The sequence below is a fragment of the Polynucleobacter sp. AP-Sving-400A-A2 genome, assembly GCF_018688155.1.
In the GTDB taxonomy this organism is placed as follows: domain Bacteria; phylum Pseudomonadota; class Gammaproteobacteria; order Burkholderiales; family Burkholderiaceae; genus Polynucleobacter.
Genome location: NZ_CP061312.1, coordinates 743738 through 760979, shown reverse-complemented (window position 1 = coordinate 760979; position 17242 = coordinate 743738). Strand labels below are relative to the sequence as shown.

Genomic DNA, 17242 nt, shown 5'->3' with positions numbered 1-17242 from the left:
TAAGTATAGGGGAATTAGGATGGTGCTGGCTACTGCAGAGTGTTTTTGAAGGCAGGCATCATGGGCATGGCCATGACCTCAATCCCCTCGTCGCGCAAAGCCTCAGCTTCATCTAGCGTAGTTTGACCGCGGATACTGCGCTCAGGCGACTCTTTGTAATGAATCTTTCTAGCCTCTTCTGCAAAAGAGTTTCCTACATCTTCGGATTTACCCATTAAATCACGCATGCCTTTTAAAAAGGCTGCCTGTACCTGTGCCTCTAACTGAGAATGATCGCTACCAGTTAAAGCAAGGACATCGCCACTCAATGTGCCGCTGACACCGGCATGCTCAGTTGAGGTTGAACTAGCCACAGTCAACTCAGTTGAAGTCGGGATATCTTTGCTAGATCCTGATTTAGCAATATGGGGGGCCGAAGGCATCCGAGTAATCTCGGTACTATCGCAAATAGGACATGCCAGCATTCCCTTGTCTTGCTGAGCAAGGCAATCCTCTTCAGAGGCAAACCATCCCTCAAAGCGATGAGACAATGGACAAGCGAGGTTGTAAACTTTCATAAGATCTATATAGGGGCAAAAATACCAAATTCAATAGCCCTATTTTAAAGGATTGTTCAATTACCCCGAGATAGTCTCAGGACTTACTAAACCACGACGATAGCGATCCAACCAATAAGTTGCAATGGTCGTCTTTACGTCAGTAATTTCACCCTGCTCCACCCACTCTAATAATTGCTCCAGAGGGGCAGCAAATACATCCAAAAACTCTTCATCATCTAAGTGGCTTTTGCCGGAAACTAAACCTTCAGCAAGATAGATATCAATAAACTCGGTCGAGTAAGAGATCACCGGATGAATGCGACGAATAAAACTCCATTTACTTGCAGAATAGCCCGTCTCCTCCTCAAGCTCTCGTTGGGCGCAGAGCAATCGATCTTCACCAATTTCCAGCTTACCCGCAGGAATCTCAATACAGGCCTTTGCGATGGGGTAGCGGTATTGGCGTTCCATCAACACCCTGCCATCATCTAAGATCGCCAGAATAGCGACTGCGCCAGGGTGCGTCAGATATTCACGAACGGCCTGATTGCCATCTGGCAGACTAACTTGATCGCGCTTCATATTTAAAAAGATACCACCGTAAATATCCTCACCAGACAAGCGCTCTTCCCTCAAATGGGCGTCACCGATTGGCAGGTCTTTAAATGATTTTTCAGTCATGGTGCATCTTTCATTATTTGAACATCCATCATACAAAATCCAGGTGACATCAAAGAAAAAGGCTCCCGTCAGGAGCCCATATCACTAGCTAAATGGTGATTTGGCCTATGAACCTAATAAGGTACGACGCATAGTGTCTAAACAAATAGCCATTAGGCTAGCCGGGAAGATTCCTAAAGCCAGAACAAAGATGGCATTCAGACTCAGCAGTCCACGAGCAAAGCCAGATCCTGAAATCTCAGCAGCATGCTCTTCTTTTGGCTCATCAAAGTACATCACCTTAACCACTCGCAGGTAGTAGAAGGCACCGATCAAAGAGGCCATTACGGCAATAATTGCTAAGAAGGTATGCTCACCATCAACTAGCGCCTCAAGTACGCCAAGTTTGGCCGCAAAGCCCACTGTTGGCGGAATACCCGCCAAGGAAAACATCATTACCAAGCCAATGAATGCAAACCAGGGGTGGCGCTTATTTAAACCTTTGAGGTCATCAATGGTTTCGCAATCATGACCCTTGCGTGACAAGATCATGAGAAGGCCGAAGCTACCCAAGGTAGTCAATACATAGGTAATAGCATAGAACATCGATGCACTAAATGCATGATCATCAAACACAGATAACATACCCAGTAATACAAAGCCCATTTGCGCGATAGCAGAATAAGCTAGCATTCGCTTGATATTGGTTTGTGCAATAGCGGTAACGTTTCCTACCACTAAAGATAAAACGGCAAGGATCACCAGCATTGGCTGCCAATCACCCATCAGCGGTAAAAGTGTATTTACCAAAAGTCTGAATAGCAGTGCAAAAGCAGCTAACTTAGGCGCAGCTGCAATCATTAAAGTCACTGCTGTTGGAGCGCCTTGGTATACATCAGGCACCCACATATGAAACGGTACAACCCCTAACTTAAAGGCTAAGCCAGAGACAATAAATACCAAGCCGAAAGCCATCACCAAATGATTCACACGAGGGTCGGCTACTGTTCTGAAGATCTCAATTAAATCGAGCGAACCAGTTACGCCATACAACATCGACATACCGTAGAGCAAGAAACCAGACGCCAAAGCACCCAAGATGAAGTATTTGATACCTGCCTCAACACTCTTCTCGCTGCTGTGACGCATCGCAACCAAAGCATAGGTTGGCAAAGCCATCAGCTCCAAACCTAAATAGAGCATAAGCAGATTTGCGCCCGAAATTAATACGCACTGACCTAACAGGGCTAGCAAAGCCAAGACAATGAAGTCAGGACGAAACAATGCACGATCAGACAGGTACTTCTTTGAATATACCAAGCTCACTAATACTGCAGCACATGAACAGGCTTTTAAGAGATTTGAAATGGGGTCTGACTGAAATAAGCCATTCATAGCCACGATGGATACATCACCCATGCGACCTACAAATGCAAAGATCAAATACACCAACAAGATGATGGTGAAAAAGTAAACAAAACCAACGCCACGTGGTGTGTGGAATATGTCTTGCTCTACACCCGGAGTGGCTGGCTGACGCTCAGGTACATAAACACTCGCCACCAGCAAAAAGCAGGTGACTACCAGTAAAACGAGTTCCGGCAGGACGGCGTATAGGTCGAATGCTTGCATTAGCTTTTACTCAGAGTTTGCTGACAGCGACATGCTGTAGCAGATTAATCACGGCTGGATGAATGATGTCAGTAAACGGTTTTGGATAAACGCCCATACCGATCACACAGATGGAAAGCGCCGCCATCATGAAATACTCACGCGCATTGAGATCTTTTAATTCCTCAACATGCGCATTAGTAATCGCGCCGAAGAATACACGCTTAACCATCCACAAGGAATAAGCAGCGCTCAGAATCAAAGCGGTTGCTGCCAAGATACCAATCACGAAGTCGTAATCCACGGCAGCCAGAATCACCATGAATTCACCCACAAAACCAGAGGTAGCGGGTAAACCACAGTTCGCCATTGCCATTAAAACTGCAAACGCTGTAAAGGCAGGCATGCGGTGTACAACACCACCGTAATCCGCAATTTGGCGGGTATGCATGCGGTCATACAGCACACCAATTGAAAGGAACATGGCACCAGCAACAAAGCCGTGAGAAATCATCTGCACAATGCCACCCTCAATACCCAAAGGGCTGAAGAGGAAGAAGCCGAGTGTCACAAAACCCATATGCGCTACTGAGGAGTAGGCCACCAGCTTCTTCATGTCTTTTTGAACCAGCGCTACTGCACCTACGTAGATCACAGCCACTAAGGATAAGAAGATGATGAATGGTCCAAGATACTGACTTGCGTCTGGAGCAATTGGTAATGAGAAACGCAGGAAGCCATAAGCACCGAGCTTCAACATGATCGCTGCCAATACTACAGATCCGCCAGTAGGCGCTTCAACGTGAACGTCTGGTAACCAAGTATGCAAAGGCCACATTGGAACCTTTACAGCGAATGCCATAAAGAAGGCAAAGAACAGGAGGATTTGCTCAACAATATCAAGGCGTGCGTTATGCCAAGCCAAGATATCAAAAGTATTAGTTACGTTATACAAGTACAGCATGGCAATCAAAGTCAGCAATGAGCCAAGCAAGGTATACAAGAAGAACTTAAATGCCGCATAGATCCGGTTATGACCGCCCCATACGCCGATGATGATGTACATTGGGATTAGAGTTGCTTCAAAGAATACATAGAACAACAAAGCATCAAGGGCTGCGAATACCCCAATCATTAATCCAGAAAGGATTAAGAAAGAGGCCATGTATTGCGAAACCTTCTTATCAATCACTTCCCAAGCTGCAATGACGACAAAAATATTAATGAAAGCGGTCAAGACAATAAACCAAACTGATATGCCGTCAATACCCAAGTGATAGTTAATGTCGTAACGCGGGATCCAACTCATCTTTTCAACAAATTGCATGCCAGGGTTGGCAATATCAAAATGGATGATTAATGGCAGCGTTGCAATAAAGCCCAATACGGAACCGAAAAGGGCTAACCAGCGAACACCGGCTGTAGGTCTCTCTGAACCGTAGAACAAAATAATGATGCCGAAGAAAATCGGGATCCAGATGGCGTAAGAAAGAATCATGATGGCTACTTAAGTAACAAAGGCCTAGCGAACAAACGGCAGGTAAGCGTACAAAACCCAAGCTAGCAAGACCGCCAAGCCCGCAATCATTGCGAAGGCATAGTGGTAGAGATAGCCGGATTGCAAATGGCGAATAACTGTGGACAAGCGCCCTACTGCATGCGCACTACCGTTGACTAAGAAGCCGTCGATAGCCTGTTGATCACCGCGATGCCACAAAACACCACCGATCCATAACAAACCTTTGGCGAATACCGCTTGGTTTAGATCATCGAGATAGTATTTGTTGTCCATCAACTTCTTGATAGGCGCAAATGCTTGAGCAACTACGCCGGGCAACTTTGGAGCCCAGAGATAACCGATCGCCGCAGTCAATACACCCAGAACAACCAATAGCAACACCGGTGAGGTGAATGAATGTATTGCCATGGCGATTGGGCCGTGGAATTCATCCTCCAACTCCTTCATGACCGGATGACGAGCTAGATCAATAAAAATAGAATCACCGAAATAGGTACCAAACAACAAAGGCGTAATTGTGTAAAAACCAATGATGACTGATGGAATGGCCAACAAGATCAAAGGCAAGGTCACAACAAAGGGTGACTCATGTGGTTTTTGACCGGGAGCTAAACCATGGTGGGCATGATCATCCCCCTGCTCTGCGTGATCATGATCGTGCGCGTGAGCATCATCATGTCCCCAACGGGCTTTACCATGGAACACATAGAAGTACAGACGGAATGAATATAGGGCAGTGACAAAGACGCTGGCCATGACAGCGAAGTAAGCAAAACCTGAGCCAGGAATATGGCTAGCTGCTACCGCCTCGATGATGGAGTCTTTTGAATAGAAGCCAGAGAAAAATGGCGTACCGACCAATGCCAAGTTACCTAACAACATCATAAGGCAAGTGATCGGCATATATTTCCAGAGACCACCCATCTTGCGCATATCTTGCTCATGATGCATGCCTAGAATTACGCTACCCGCAGCAAGGAACAGAAGTGCCTTGAAGAATGCATGGGTCATCAGATGGAAGATGGCGATTGGATAAGCAGATACGCCCAAGGCGACAGTCATGTAGCCCAGCTGAGAGAGGGTGGAATAAGCTACTACCCGCTTGATGTCGGTTTGGACGATACCCAAGAAACCCATAAAGAGCGCTGTGATCGAGCCAATTACTAAAATAAAGCTCAAGGCTGCATCAGATAACTCAAATAGAGGTGACATACGTGACACCATGAAGATGCCGGCGGTCACCATGGTTGCAGCATGAATCAATGCAGAAATTGGGGTTGGGCCTTCCATGGAATCTGGCAACCAGACGTGCAATGGGAATTGAGCTGATTTACCCATCGCGCCTATAAAGAGGCAGATGCAGGCTACGGTGACTAAATTCCAGCTCGTACCTGGCAATGTTTGTGCAGCTAAAGCGGTATTCTGAGCAAAGATCACGTCGTAGTTCATGGAACCAGTGCTAGCTAGCAGTAAGCCAATGCCGAGAATAAAACCAAAGTCACCAACACGGTTAACCAAGAAGGCCTTCATATTGGCAAATACAGCTGATTGACGCTCATAGTAAAAGCCAATCAACAAATAAGAAACTACACCCACCGCTTCCCAACCAAAAAAGAGTTGCAAGAGGTTATTACTCATGACCAGCATCAACATGGCAAAGGTAAAGAGTGAGATGTAAGAGAAGAAGCGGTTGTAACCTTCCTCACCTTTCATGTAACCAATGGTGTAGATGTGAACCATCAGGGAGACGAAGGTCACTACACACATCATGGTGGCCGTCAGTGGATCAATCAAGAAGCCAATATCCAGGTTGAGCTCACCCAATTGCATCCAGCGATATACGGTACCGTTGAAGTAGAAACCATCCATGACCTGTACAAGTACAAAACAAGATAGGACAAAGGCGACCATCACACCAAGAATAGTGACAAACTGGCAAGCACCATTACCGATACTGTTGCCACCTAATTTTGTGCCAAATAATCCAGCAATGGCTGAGCCAAATAATGGCGCCAGCGGAATTATGCAGAGAACAGGAAGAGTTAAGGTCAATTGCATGACTAGCCTTTTAGGTGGTCAAGGTCTTCAGCATTAATGGTGTCAACCTTACGGAAGAGAACAACCAAAATTGCCAAGCCGATTGCCGCCTCAGCAGCAGCCACAGTCAAAATGAAGAATACGAATACTTGTCCAGCCATATCCCCCAAATAATGAGAGAAGGCTATAAAGTTCATGTTTACCGAGAGGAGCATCAATTCAATTGCCATTAAAAGCACGATGATGTTCTTGCGGTTTAAGAAAATACCAATCACGCTAGTCGCAAATAAGATTGCACCGAGCACCAAATAGTGAGCCAGGGTAATAGTCATTTCTTCTCCCCGCGGGTATCTTGCTTTGCAGCCATATCAGAATCCATCTTGACGATACGCATGCGATCAGCAGAGTTCACGTTCACCTGCTCATGAATATTTTGGGCTTTCGAATCCTTGCGATTACGCAAGGTCAATGCGACAGCAGCAATGATGGCCACCAACAGAATGACGCCAGCAACCTCGAAGGCATAAACATAGTCAACGAAGATCAGCATGCCTAAAGCCTGTGTATTGCTAGTAGCCATTTCTTCAAGCATGGGCTGTACTGGAGTGCTAGTACCGATAAAGCTGCGAATCAAGACGATAGACAACTCCAGTACGATGACCGCACCCATCAAGAAAGCTACAGGAAGGAATTTCTTGAAATCGCGACGCAAATGCTCAATATCTAGATCTAGCATCATGACTACGAAAAGAAAGAGCACCATCACAGCGCCAACGTAAACCAGAATTAAGGCTAGGCTGAGAAACTCTGCTTTGAGTAGCATCCACAGACCAGAGGCGCAGAAAAAAGCGAGCACTAAAAAGAGTGCGGCGTGAACTGGATTACGCGCAGTAATCACACGCAATGCTGAGAGCACCAAAAGGCCAGCAAATGCGTAGAAGAATGCTGCGAATAATGTAGAAGTATCGAATGTCATATATTCTTGTGCTCGATTCGATTAACGATAAGGCGCATCAGCTGCGCGATTAGCGGCAATATCTTTTTCATACTTGTCGCCAACTGCCAAAAGCATGTCTTTAGTGAAGTACAAGTCACCGCGTTTTTCACCGAAATACTCAAAAATATTCGTTTCAACGATGGCGTCAACCGGACAAGCTTCTTCACAGAAGCCACAGAAAATACACTTGGTCAAATCGATGTCGTAACGGCTGGTACGACGCGTACCGTCATCGCGCTCAGCCGTTTCAATCGTGATTGCGTAAGCAGGACAAACTGCTTCACACAGTTTGCAACCAATGCAACGCTCTTCACCATTCTCATAACGGCGCAAAGCGTGTAAACCGCGGAAGCGAACAGACTGAGGCGTCTTCTCTTCAGGATATTGAATCGTAATCTTTGGTTTGAAAAGATAACGGCCGGTAATCGACATACCGACCAAAATATCTTTCAGCATCAAGCTATCGAGGAATTGGGAAATTTTCTTAAACATGATTGATCAACTTATTTCCAAATATTCAATGGAGATACAACCCATGCACCAACGACAACGACCCAGAATACGGAGATGGGGATAAAGATCTTCCAACCCAAACGCATAATTTGGTCGTAGCGGTAGCGCGGCAATGTAGCGCGCAACCAAATAACGCAAGACAAGAGGAAGAAGGTTTTGGCAAACAGCCAGAAGAAACCGGGGATATCGCGCAGGATTGGCAAATCCACAATTGGCAACCACCCACCCAAGAACAGAGTGGATGCTAAAGCGGCGATCAAGATCATATTGGCGTATTCAGCCAAGAAGAACATCGCAAACGCCATACCAGAGTACTCAACCATGTGACCCGCAACAATCTCAGACTCACCTTCAACCACGTCAAATGGATGACGGTTCGTTTCAGCAACGCCAGAGATGAAGTAAATCACGAACATGGGTAGCAATGGCAACCAATTCCAAGAAAGGAAGTTCAAACCAATATTAGCGAAATAGCCCTGCTCCTGAGAAGCAACAATCGCGCTTAAATTCAAAGAGCCTGAAGTCAACAAGACAGTAACCAAAGCAAAGCCCATAGCGATTTCATAAGAAATCATTTGAGCTGAAGCGCGCATAGCGCCAAGGAATGGATACTTAGAGTTGGATGACCAACCCGCCAAGATCACGCCATAAACACCAATGGATGAAATTGCCATCACATACAGCAATCCAGCATTGACGTCTGCCAAGACCATTTTGGCTTGAAATGGAATCACAGCCCAGGCGGCAAATGCCGGCATGATCACCATGACTGGTGCAATGAAATACAGAACCTTACTTGCTTGCGTAGGAGAAATGATCTCCTTCATCAACAACTTCAAGGCATCGGCAATCGGTTGTAGCAATCCTAAAGGGCCAACGCGGTTTGGTCCAAGGCGGATATGCATCCAACCAATCAGCTTACGCTCCCAAAGAGTCATATAAGCAACGGCAGCAAACATCGGCAATACGATGATAACGATGCGCACTAATGCCCACACTAGCGGCCATAGTGAGCCAAAGATAGCTTCGCCTTGGGTGGTAACGAGGTTCAAGAAATTATCCATCTCGCTCCCTATACCTTGCTAACAGTTACGGGACCAAACATCGACCCCAATTGAGCGCTAGCCATAGTGCCCGCAGAAATTCTGACAGCGCCCTGGGCTAAGTTTGCTTCCAATGTCACTGGTAGGTCTACTGATTGACCGCCTTGGGTAACTCGTACAGCATCACCCTCTTTCAAACCTAACTCGCTAAAGAGTCCTTTACCTAAGCCAACTTGATTGCCACGCATTGCATCGCGAGTTAACTGCAATGCAGATGCACGACGAACGATTTGATCGCCGGCATAAATACCCACATCAGATAGGCGCTCTAAACCTGCTGATGGCGTTGCATTGCCATTAGATAAGCCAGTGGCTGTAGATTGATTCCCAAGCTTAGTGCAATAGTTATCACCTAGGGCTTCACCCAATACCTCTTCAGGCATGTTGTAGAGGAAACCATCTAAATTCAATAAGCCACCCAGAACGCGGAGAACCTTCCATGCTGGACGTGAATCGCCCAAAGGTTTTACAGCAGGCTGGATAGTTTGCGTGCGAGCCTCTGCATTAACAAAAGTAGAGACTGTTTCTGTAAATGTAGAGATCGGCAGAATCACATCGGCCACCTCAAGAAGATCAGCGCTCTTATAAGCACTTAATGCAATCACCGTATTGGCTTTGGCCAATGCGGCACGTGCTTGCGCAGGATTTGGTAAGTCAGCATCTGGATCGATATTCATCAAGATCACAGCACGACGCTCACCAGATAAGATGGATTCAACGCCAGCACCATTGGCGTTTACCAAGCTAGCACCAACAGCGTTACCGCCAACTGGCAAGAAACCTAAAGTGGCGCCAGTGTGCTCAGCAATAAATTGCGCCAGTAGATGTAAATCGGATGCTCGTGGATGTGCGATTGCTGCAGAGCCTAGCAATACCGAAGTAGATGCGCCCGAAAGCAAGCTATCTGCAATCTTTTGCGCAGTAGCAGATACCGTTAAATTAGCAGTACCCGTTGGAGCGGAAACAGATTTAGCTTTGGCTACTGCCAATGCAACTTCACTTAATGCACTGATCCATGCACTTGGAGTAGCAGCAATACCAGTCGCAGGAATCAACCAATCATCACCGCCGGCATCAATTCGGGAAACTTGCAAACTACGTTTAGCTACAGTACGAATACGAGCAGCAATTAATGGCTGCTCCTTACGCAAGAAGCTACCGATGACTAAAACACGATCTAACTCACTTAATTTACTGATCGGCATACCCAACCATGGGGCAGAGGCAGAACTCTTGACGTCAGTTTGACGTAAGCGAGTCTCGACTTGATTAGAACCTAAACCACGAATCATCTTCTGGAGAAGGTACAACTCTTCAGTGCTAGAGATTGGATGCGCTAAGGCAGCAACTGCTTGGGGACCACTCTCAGCAGAAATGGTTTTGAGTGAGTGGGCAACGTAATCCATTGCGGATTGCCAATCAGTCTCAAGCCATTGACCGCCCTGCTTCACCATGGGTATTGTTATGCGATCTGCACTATTTAAACCTTCATAAGCAAAGCGATCACGGTCGCTAATCCAGCATTCGTTAATTGCATCATTCTCTAAAGCAACGACACGCATGACTTTGTTAGCTTTTGTTTGAATGGTAGTGTTCGCACCTAAGCTGTCATGCGGACTTACTGAACGCTTGCGACCCAATTCCCAAGTACGCGCTGCATAGCGGAATGGCTTGCTTGTTAAAGCGCCTACTGGGCAAATATCAATCATGTTTCCAGATAACTCTGAATCAATGGTTTGGCCGGCAAAAGTAGTAATTTCAGAATGCTCGCCACGATTGACCATACCCAATTCCATGACGCCAGCCACTTCTTGGCCAAAGCGCACGCAACGAGTGCAGTGGATGCAACGGGTCATCTCTTGCATGGAGATGAGAGGTCCTACATTCTTATGAAATACAACACGCTTCTCTTCTTCGTAACGTGAATTCGACTTACCGTAACCAACCGCTAAATCTTGTAACTGGCACTCACCACCTTGATCGCAAATTGGGCAATCCAATGGATGGTTGATGAGCAGGAACTCCATCACTGAGCGCTGCGCTTCAACTGCTTTAGCGGAATGCGTAAACACCTTCATGCCTTGCGTCACTGGTGTTGCGCAAGCTGGCAAAGGTTTCGGTGCTTTCTCTACTTCTACTAGGCACATACGGCAGTTAGCAGCGATAGATAATTTCTTGTGATAGCAAAAGTGCGGAATGTATGCATCAAGCTTATTCGCAGCGTGCATCACCATCGAGCCTTGCGGAACCTCTACCAACTTACCATCTAATTCGATTTCAACCATGCTCACTTTAAGATGTCCCGTGCTCAATGTCTTATAAAGGTTTAACAGAATCTAAGCAGCGCTTATGTTCTACGTGATACACAAATTCATCCATGTAATGCTTCAACATGCCACGAACCGGCATAGCAGCTGCATCACCCAAGGCGCAAATCGTACGACCTTGAATGTTAGCTGCTACATCATTTAATAAATCTAAGTCTTCAGGGCGACCCTCGCCACGCTCAATGCGACTCACGATGCGCCATAACCAACCAGTACCTTCACGACATGGGGTGCATTGACCGCAAGACTCTTCGTGATAGAAGTAGGACAGACGCTCTAAGGCACGAACCATACAGCGTGTTTCGTTCATGACAATGACTGCGCCAGATCCCAACATGGAACCGGCTTTTGCAATACTGTCGTAATCCATGGTGAGCGTCATCATCTCTGCACCCGGAATGACTGGGGCCGATGAACCACCGGGAATGACGGCCTTCAAAGGAATGCCATCACGCATGCCACCAGCAAGCTTGAGTAGCTCAGCAAATGGAGTACCCAATGGAATCTCATAGTTACCTGGATAAGTCACATCGCCTGAGATAGAAAAAATCTTCGTGCCGCCGTTGTTGGGCTTACCCAGCTCTAAATACGCTGGACCACCGATTGCCATAATGAATGGTACGGCAGCAAACGTTTCGGTGTTATTGATCGTAGTAGGCTTGCCATACAAACCAAAGCTAGCAGGGAATGGTGGCTTAAAGCGTGGTTGACCCTTCTTACCCTCAAGTGACTCTAAGAGCGCAGTTTCTTCACCGCAGATATAGGCACCCCAACCCGGAGAAGCATGCAACTGGAAGTTGAAATCACTTCCCATAATCTTGTCACCAAGGAATCCAGCAGCACGGGCTTCTTCAAGAGCCTCCTCGAAGCGAGAATAGACTTCCCAAATTTCACCGTGAATATAGTTGTAGCCTACAGAGATACCCATAGTGTAGGCACCAATAATCATGCCCTCAATTAAGGCATGCGGATTGTAGCGCATGATGTCGCGGTCTTTAAATGTACCCGGCTCACCCTCGTCACTATTACAAACCAAATACTTCTGACCAGGAAATTGGCGGGGCATAAAGCTCCACTTCAATCCGGTTGGGAAGCCTGCACCTCCACGACCACGCAATGAGGATGCTTTTAATTCAGCAATGATGACATCTGGTGCAATCTTGTCATTGATGATGCGACGCAGCTGTTGATAGCCACCTCGGCCTTCGTAATCTTTTAAACGCCAGTTCTCACCATTTAATCCCGCTAGGATCAAAGGCTTAATGTGTCTATCGTGCAAACTGGTCATGCTGCTTTTCCTTCTGCACGGAGTTCACTTAATAAGGCATCAATCTTGTCATTACTCATATGGCTACACATGCGTTTGTTATTCACCAGCAGAACCGGAGAATCACCGCAAGCGCCCATGCACTCACCCTCTTTTAAGGTGAATGTGCCACAAGACGTTGTCTCGTTGTAGCCAATACCAAGCGTTTCTTTTAAATGGCTTGCTGCAGTCTCACCATGCATTAGCTGGCAAGGTAAATTTGTGCAGATCACCAACTTGTACTTACCAATTTTCTTGGTGTCATACATATTATAGAAAGTAGCAACTTCATCTACTGCAATGGTTGGCATTTCTAAAATTTGGGCAACAGTTTCAATCACCTCAGGAGAGACCCAACCTAATTCAGTTTGGGCAGCAATCAAAGCGGCCATCACCGCAGATTGCTTTTGCTCTGGAGGATACTTAGCAATATTGCGCGCAATGTCTGCGAGCGTTTTGTCAGATAGTTGAAGAGTTGTTGTCATGAATTCATCCTTGGCACGCTGCATTAGCGGTCAATCTCCCCGAACACGATATCTTGGGTTCCAATAATGGTTACAGCATCAGCCAACATGTGACCACGGGACATCTCATCCATTGCAGAAAGATGCACAAAGCCTGGTGCACGAATCTTCATACGGTATGGCTTATTAGCACCATCAGAAATTAAGTAAATTCCAAACTCACCTTTTGGATGCTCAACAGCAGAGTAAGCCTCGCCATCAGGAACATGCATACCCTCAGTAAAGAGTTTGAAATGGTGAATCAACTCTTCCATATTAGTTTTCATATCCACACGCTTTGGCGGAGATACTTTATGGTTGTCACTCATGACAGGACCATCATTTGCCTTGAGCCAAGCTACGCACTGTTTAATGATGCGATTGGATTGACGCATCTCTTCCATGCGCACTAAATAGCGATCATAAGAGTCGCCATTGACACCAACTGGAATATCAAAATCGAGTTTGTCGTAAGTTTCATAAGGCTGCTTCTTACGTAAATCCCACTCAATACCGGAGCCACGCAACATGGGGCCAGTAAAGCCAAGTTGCAAAGCGCGCTCAGGAGTCACAACACCAATACCAACCAAGCGTTGTTTCCAAATACGGTTATCCGTCAAGAGATTGCAGTACTCATCTACGTTGGCATCAAAACCATTAGAGAACTGCTCAATGAAATCAAGCAATGTACCGCTGCGGTTTTCATTCAAACGCTTAATAGCAGAGGTGCTACGAATCTTAGATTTTGAGAACTGGGCCATCTGGGTTGGTAGGTCACGATAGACTCCACCTGGACGGTAGTAGGCAGCATGCATACGAGCGCCTGATACGGCTTCGTACATGTCGAAAATATCTTCACGATCGCGGAAGGCGTACAAGAACACGGCCATAGCACCAACGTCCAAACCATGACAGCCAATCCACAAGAGGTGATTTAGCAAACGCGTTAACTCGTCATACATCACCCGGATGTACTGCGCCCGCAAAGGCACATCTACTTGTAGCAACTTCTCAATCGCCATCACGTAAGCATGCTCGTTTGCCATCATGGATACATAATCCAAACGATCCATATAAGGAACGTTCTGAATCCAGGTACGTGTCTCTGCTAATTTTTCTGTAGCGCGATGTAATAAACCAATGTGCGGATCAGCACGTTGGATCACCTCTCCATCAAGCTCCAACACGAGACGTAATACGCCGTGGGCAGCAGGATGTTGAGGTCCAAAGTTGAGGGTGTAGTTCTTAATTTGTGCCATGACTTAAACCGGGCCTCCGTACTGCTCTTCGCGCACGATACGTGGTGTGATTTCACGCGCCTCGATCGTAACAGGCTGATACACCACCCGCTTTAACTCAGGGTCATAACGCATTTCTACGTTGCCAGAGATTGGGAAATCTTTTCTAAACGGATGGCCAATGAAACCGTAGTCAGTCAAGATACGACGTAGGTCTTCGTGGCCATCAAACAAAATACCGTAAAGGTCAAATGCCTCACGCTCAAACCAATTAGCCGAAGCCCATACTGGTGTGAGAGAGGCAACTACTGGGTAGGCATCTTCAGGTGCAAATACACGTACACGCAGACGCCAGTTATGAGCAACAGACAGAAGATGGGTCACAACTGCAAAACGCTGACCACCCCACTGTCCTTCTCGGTAGTCCTGGTAATCCACTCCACATGAATCCATTAACTGTTCAAAAGCCAATGAAGGCTCATCGCGCAATAACATAGCGGATTCAAAATAAGTGTCTGCATGAACAACAACGGTCACTTCACCTAAAGCGAGCTCAATAGATTGAGCACGTTTACCTAAAACTTTTTCTAGATTGGCGGCGAGTTGAACTAAACGGTCTGACATGATTTAAGTCTTCCGCGCAATCGTGCTAGTACGAGCGATCTTGGATTGCAACTGAATAATTCCGTAGATCAAGGCCTCTGCAGTTGGAGGGCAACCAGGAACATAAATATCGACTGGCACAATGCGGTCGCAACCGCGCACTACTGAATACGAATTATGGTAATAACCACCACCATTGGCACAAGAACCCATCGAGATCACCCAGCGTGGCTCAGGCATTTGATCGTAAACCTTACGAAGTGCTGGAGCCATCTTGTTACACAAAGTGCCAGCCACAATCATCAAATCTGATTGACGCGGGGATGGACGGAACACCACACCAAAGCGATCCAAGTCATAACGGGAGGCGCCTGCGTGCATCATTTCTACAGCGCAGCAGGCAAGACCAAATGTCATTGGCCATAAAGAACCATTACGAGTCCAGTTAATTAACTGGTCCGCAGTAGTGGTAACAAATCCTTCTTTGAGAACGCCTTCTAGTGCCATATCGATCACTCCCAGTCGAGAGCGCCCTTTTTCCAGATATATACGAAGCCCACAATAAATTCCAATAAGAAAATCACCATAGAGGCATAACCAAACCAACCAATATCACGCAGAGCCACACCCCATGGAAATAGAAATGCAGTTTCTAAGTCAAATAAGATAAATAGGATTGCGATGAGGTAGTAGCGTACGTCAAATTTCATACGCGCATCTTCGAAGGCTTCGAAACCGCATTCGTAAGGAGACAGTTTTTCAGCATCTGGCTTTGAAGGAGCCAAAATTTTTCCGAGGAACATGGGTACTAAACCAACCCCAATACCTACAAGGATAAAAAGCAGCACGGGAAAGTAATTAGCGAGATTCAAAATGGCCCTGAGTCGTTCGTCCGGTAAATCCTAAGAAGCTACAAATTATCAATTACTCCACTACAAAAAACCTTGATTTAGGGCATAAACCCCCTACAATTTTTACAATTTGGTGCCGACGGCGAGACTCGAACTCGCACAGCCTAAGCCACTACCCCCTCAAGATAGCGTGTCTACCAATTTCACCACGTCGGCATCTTGTAAAACTCGTCAATTCTACTGCATTGCACCACTCATTTACCTCAAAAATAGCGTTAGAAACTACTTAAAACCCTATTTTTTACTTTGGAACTGCTGGCTTGGTCGGATCCTGAACTGGAGCTACTGGTGCGACAGCAGGAGCTGCAACTGGTGCCACGGTATTAGACAAAATTCCAGGACTGACTTCATTTTTATTTCCGATCCAGGTAATGCCTAAAGTGCAAACAAAAAAGATTCCCGCAAAGATTGCAGTTGTGTGGGAAAGGAAGTTGGCTGAGCCACTGGCGCCAAAAAGACTGCCGGAGGATCCAGAACCAAAAGCAGCCCCCATGTCGGCACCTTTGCCCTGCTGAAGCAATACGAGCAAGATCACAGCCAAAGCTGAAATAACCTGTAAAACGATCAATAAAGTCTTAAACCATTCCATGGCTTATCTCCAAATAAAAAATCTAGGCCTGACAGATGGCTAAAAAATCTTGAGGGTTCAATGAAGCGCCCCCAATCAATCCACCATCAATATCTGGCATTGCAAATAGTTCAACGGCATTATCAGGCTTGACACTGCCGCCATACAAAATTCCCACGTGGGAAGCTACATCTTCATCAAACTCTGCCAACTGCAATCGAATTGCTCTGTGCATGTCCTGAGCTATTTGAGCGCTGGCTACCTTACCAGTCCCAATAGCCCAAACAGGCTCATAAGCAATCAGACAATCGGCTAAGCGGTCTTGCAAAATTGCAACTTGCTTTGAAATTTGACCTCTTACAACCTCAACTTCACGTCCAGAGTTGCGCTCATCTGCAGACTCACCAACACAAATCACGGGAATCATACCGTTGTCTAATACCTGCAGCGCTTTTTCTGCTACCTGCTCATCAACCTCCTGATGATGCTGGCGGCGCTCTGAATGTCCCACGATGACGTAGGCACAATCTAATTCCTTTAGCATAGCTGCTGCAACATCGCCGGTATAAGCTCCCGCCGAGTAAGCTGACGCATCTTGAGCGCCTAAGCTTAAAAAAGCTAAAGAGCAGTCACGAATTAAATCGCCACACTGTGACAAATAAGGTGCTGGGGCACACACTACATACTTACGACCTGCAGGCATCCCCTGCTCCATCCCACGGCAAACGGTCTTGATCCAGTCTGCATTACTTGCAAAGCTGCCGTTCATTTTCCAGTTGCCGATAACAGTGATGGGGCGCATGAAAT

General features: G+C 46.4%; 18 protein-coding genes and 1 tRNA gene. All 19 read right to left on the bottom strand.

Annotation, left to right across the window (positions count from 1 at the left end; all coding sequences use genetic code 11):
* Positions 1-29 precede the first annotated feature (29 nt).
* A complete protein-coding gene (locus C2758_RS04025; protein ID WP_215329700.1) occupies positions 30-557 on the bottom strand; it encodes a DUF1178 family protein in 528 nt (175 codons plus the stop codon).
* Positions 558-617: 60 nt separating this feature from the next.
* Positions 618-1220: an NUDIX domain-containing protein gene (locus C2758_RS04020; protein ID WP_215329699.1), complete on the bottom strand. Its 603-nt coding sequence runs from the start codon at positions 1218-1220 to the stop codon at positions 618-620.
* A gap of 105 nt (positions 1221-1325) precedes the next feature.
* Positions 1326-2831 carry an NADH-quinone oxidoreductase subunit NuoN gene (nuoN, locus tag C2758_RS04015; RefSeq protein WP_215329698.1) on the bottom strand — a complete coding sequence of 502 codons (1506 nt, stop codon included), beginning with the start codon at positions 2829-2831 and terminating at the stop codon, positions 1326-1328.
* A 10-nt stretch (positions 2832-2841) separates the two neighbouring features.
* Entirely contained in the window at positions 2842-4308 is a 1467-nt protein-coding gene (locus C2758_RS04010; protein ID WP_215329697.1) for an NADH-quinone oxidoreductase subunit M, read from the bottom strand.
* A gap of 24 nt (positions 4309-4332) precedes the next feature.
* Positions 4333-6387, bottom strand: coding sequence for an NADH-quinone oxidoreductase subunit L (gene nuoL, locus C2758_RS04005; RefSeq protein WP_215329696.1), 2055 nt, complete (start codon positions 6385-6387; stop codon positions 4333-4335).
* A gap of 2 nt (positions 6388-6389) precedes the next feature.
* Positions 6390-6698 (bottom strand): NADH-quinone oxidoreductase subunit NuoK, encoded by a 309-nt coding sequence (nuoK, locus tag C2758_RS04000; protein WP_173960150.1) that lies wholly within the window; start codon positions 6696-6698, stop codon positions 6390-6392.
* Positions 6695-7342: an NADH-quinone oxidoreductase subunit J gene (locus tag C2758_RS03995; protein ID WP_215329695.1), complete on the bottom strand. Its 648-nt coding sequence runs from the start codon at positions 7340-7342 to the stop codon at positions 6695-6697. The genes nuoK and C2758_RS03995 overlap by 4 nt, the downstream gene beginning before the upstream one ends.
* 21 nt (positions 7343-7363) lie before the next feature.
* Positions 7364-7855: an NADH-quinone oxidoreductase subunit NuoI gene (gene nuoI / locus C2758_RS03990; protein WP_215306593.1), complete on the bottom strand. Its 492-nt coding sequence runs from the start codon at positions 7853-7855 to the stop codon at positions 7364-7366.
* Positions 7856-7866: 11 nt separating this feature from the next.
* The gene (gene nuoH / locus C2758_RS03985; RefSeq protein WP_215306591.1) at positions 7867-8940 is read right to left on the bottom strand and encodes an NADH-quinone oxidoreductase subunit NuoH; all 1074 of its coding nucleotides are present in this window, start codon (positions 8938-8940) and stop codon (positions 7867-7869) included.
* 8 nt (positions 8941-8948) lie between these two features.
* A complete protein-coding gene (nuoG, locus tag C2758_RS03980) occupies positions 8949-11264 on the bottom strand; it encodes an NADH-quinone oxidoreductase subunit NuoG (RefSeq protein ID WP_215329694.1) in 2316 nt (771 codons plus the stop codon).
* 31 nt (positions 11265-11295) lie between these two features.
* Positions 11296-12594, bottom strand: coding sequence for an NADH-quinone oxidoreductase subunit NuoF (gene nuoF, locus C2758_RS03975; RefSeq protein ID WP_215329693.1), 1299 nt, complete (start codon positions 12592-12594; stop codon positions 11296-11298).
* Positions 12591-13097 carry an NADH-quinone oxidoreductase subunit NuoE gene (gene nuoE, locus C2758_RS03970; RefSeq protein WP_215329692.1) on the bottom strand — a complete coding sequence of 169 codons (507 nt, stop codon included), beginning with the start codon at positions 13095-13097 and terminating at the stop codon, positions 12591-12593. The genes nuoF and nuoE overlap by 4 nt, the downstream gene beginning before the upstream one ends.
* A 23-nt stretch (positions 13098-13120) precedes the next feature.
* Positions 13121-14374, bottom strand: a complete 1254-nt coding sequence (locus tag C2758_RS03965; protein WP_215329691.1) for an NADH-quinone oxidoreductase subunit D — start codon at positions 14372-14374, stop codon at positions 13121-13123.
* A gap of 3 nt (positions 14375-14377) precedes the next feature.
* Positions 14378-14977 (bottom strand): NADH-quinone oxidoreductase subunit C, encoded by a 600-nt coding sequence (locus tag C2758_RS03960; protein ID WP_215329690.1) that lies wholly within the window; start codon positions 14975-14977, stop codon positions 14378-14380.
* Positions 14978-14980: 3 nt separating this feature from the next.
* The gene (locus C2758_RS03955; protein WP_215329689.1) at positions 14981-15463 is read right to left on the bottom strand and encodes an NADH-quinone oxidoreductase subunit B family protein; all 483 of its coding nucleotides are present in this window, start codon (positions 15461-15463) and stop codon (positions 14981-14983) included.
* Positions 15464-15468: 5 nt separating this feature from the next.
* The gene (locus C2758_RS03950; RefSeq protein WP_011902892.1) at positions 15469-15828 is read right to left on the bottom strand and encodes an NADH-quinone oxidoreductase subunit A; all 360 of its coding nucleotides are present in this window, start codon (positions 15826-15828) and stop codon (positions 15469-15471) included.
* A gap of 110 nt (positions 15829-15938) precedes the next feature.
* Positions 15939-16023: transfer RNA gene (locus C2758_RS03945), tRNA-Leu, on the bottom strand.
* Between the two features lie 85 nt (positions 16024-16108).
* Entirely contained in the window at positions 16109-16456 is a 348-nt protein-coding gene (gene secG / locus C2758_RS03940) for a preprotein translocase subunit SecG (protein WP_215329688.1), read from the bottom strand.
* Between the two features lie 22 nt (positions 16457-16478).
* Positions 16479-17237: a triose-phosphate isomerase gene (gene tpiA / locus C2758_RS03935; protein WP_215329687.1), complete on the bottom strand. Its 759-nt coding sequence runs from the start codon at positions 17235-17237 to the stop codon at positions 16479-16481.
* Positions 17238-17242: the final 5 nt, after the last annotated feature.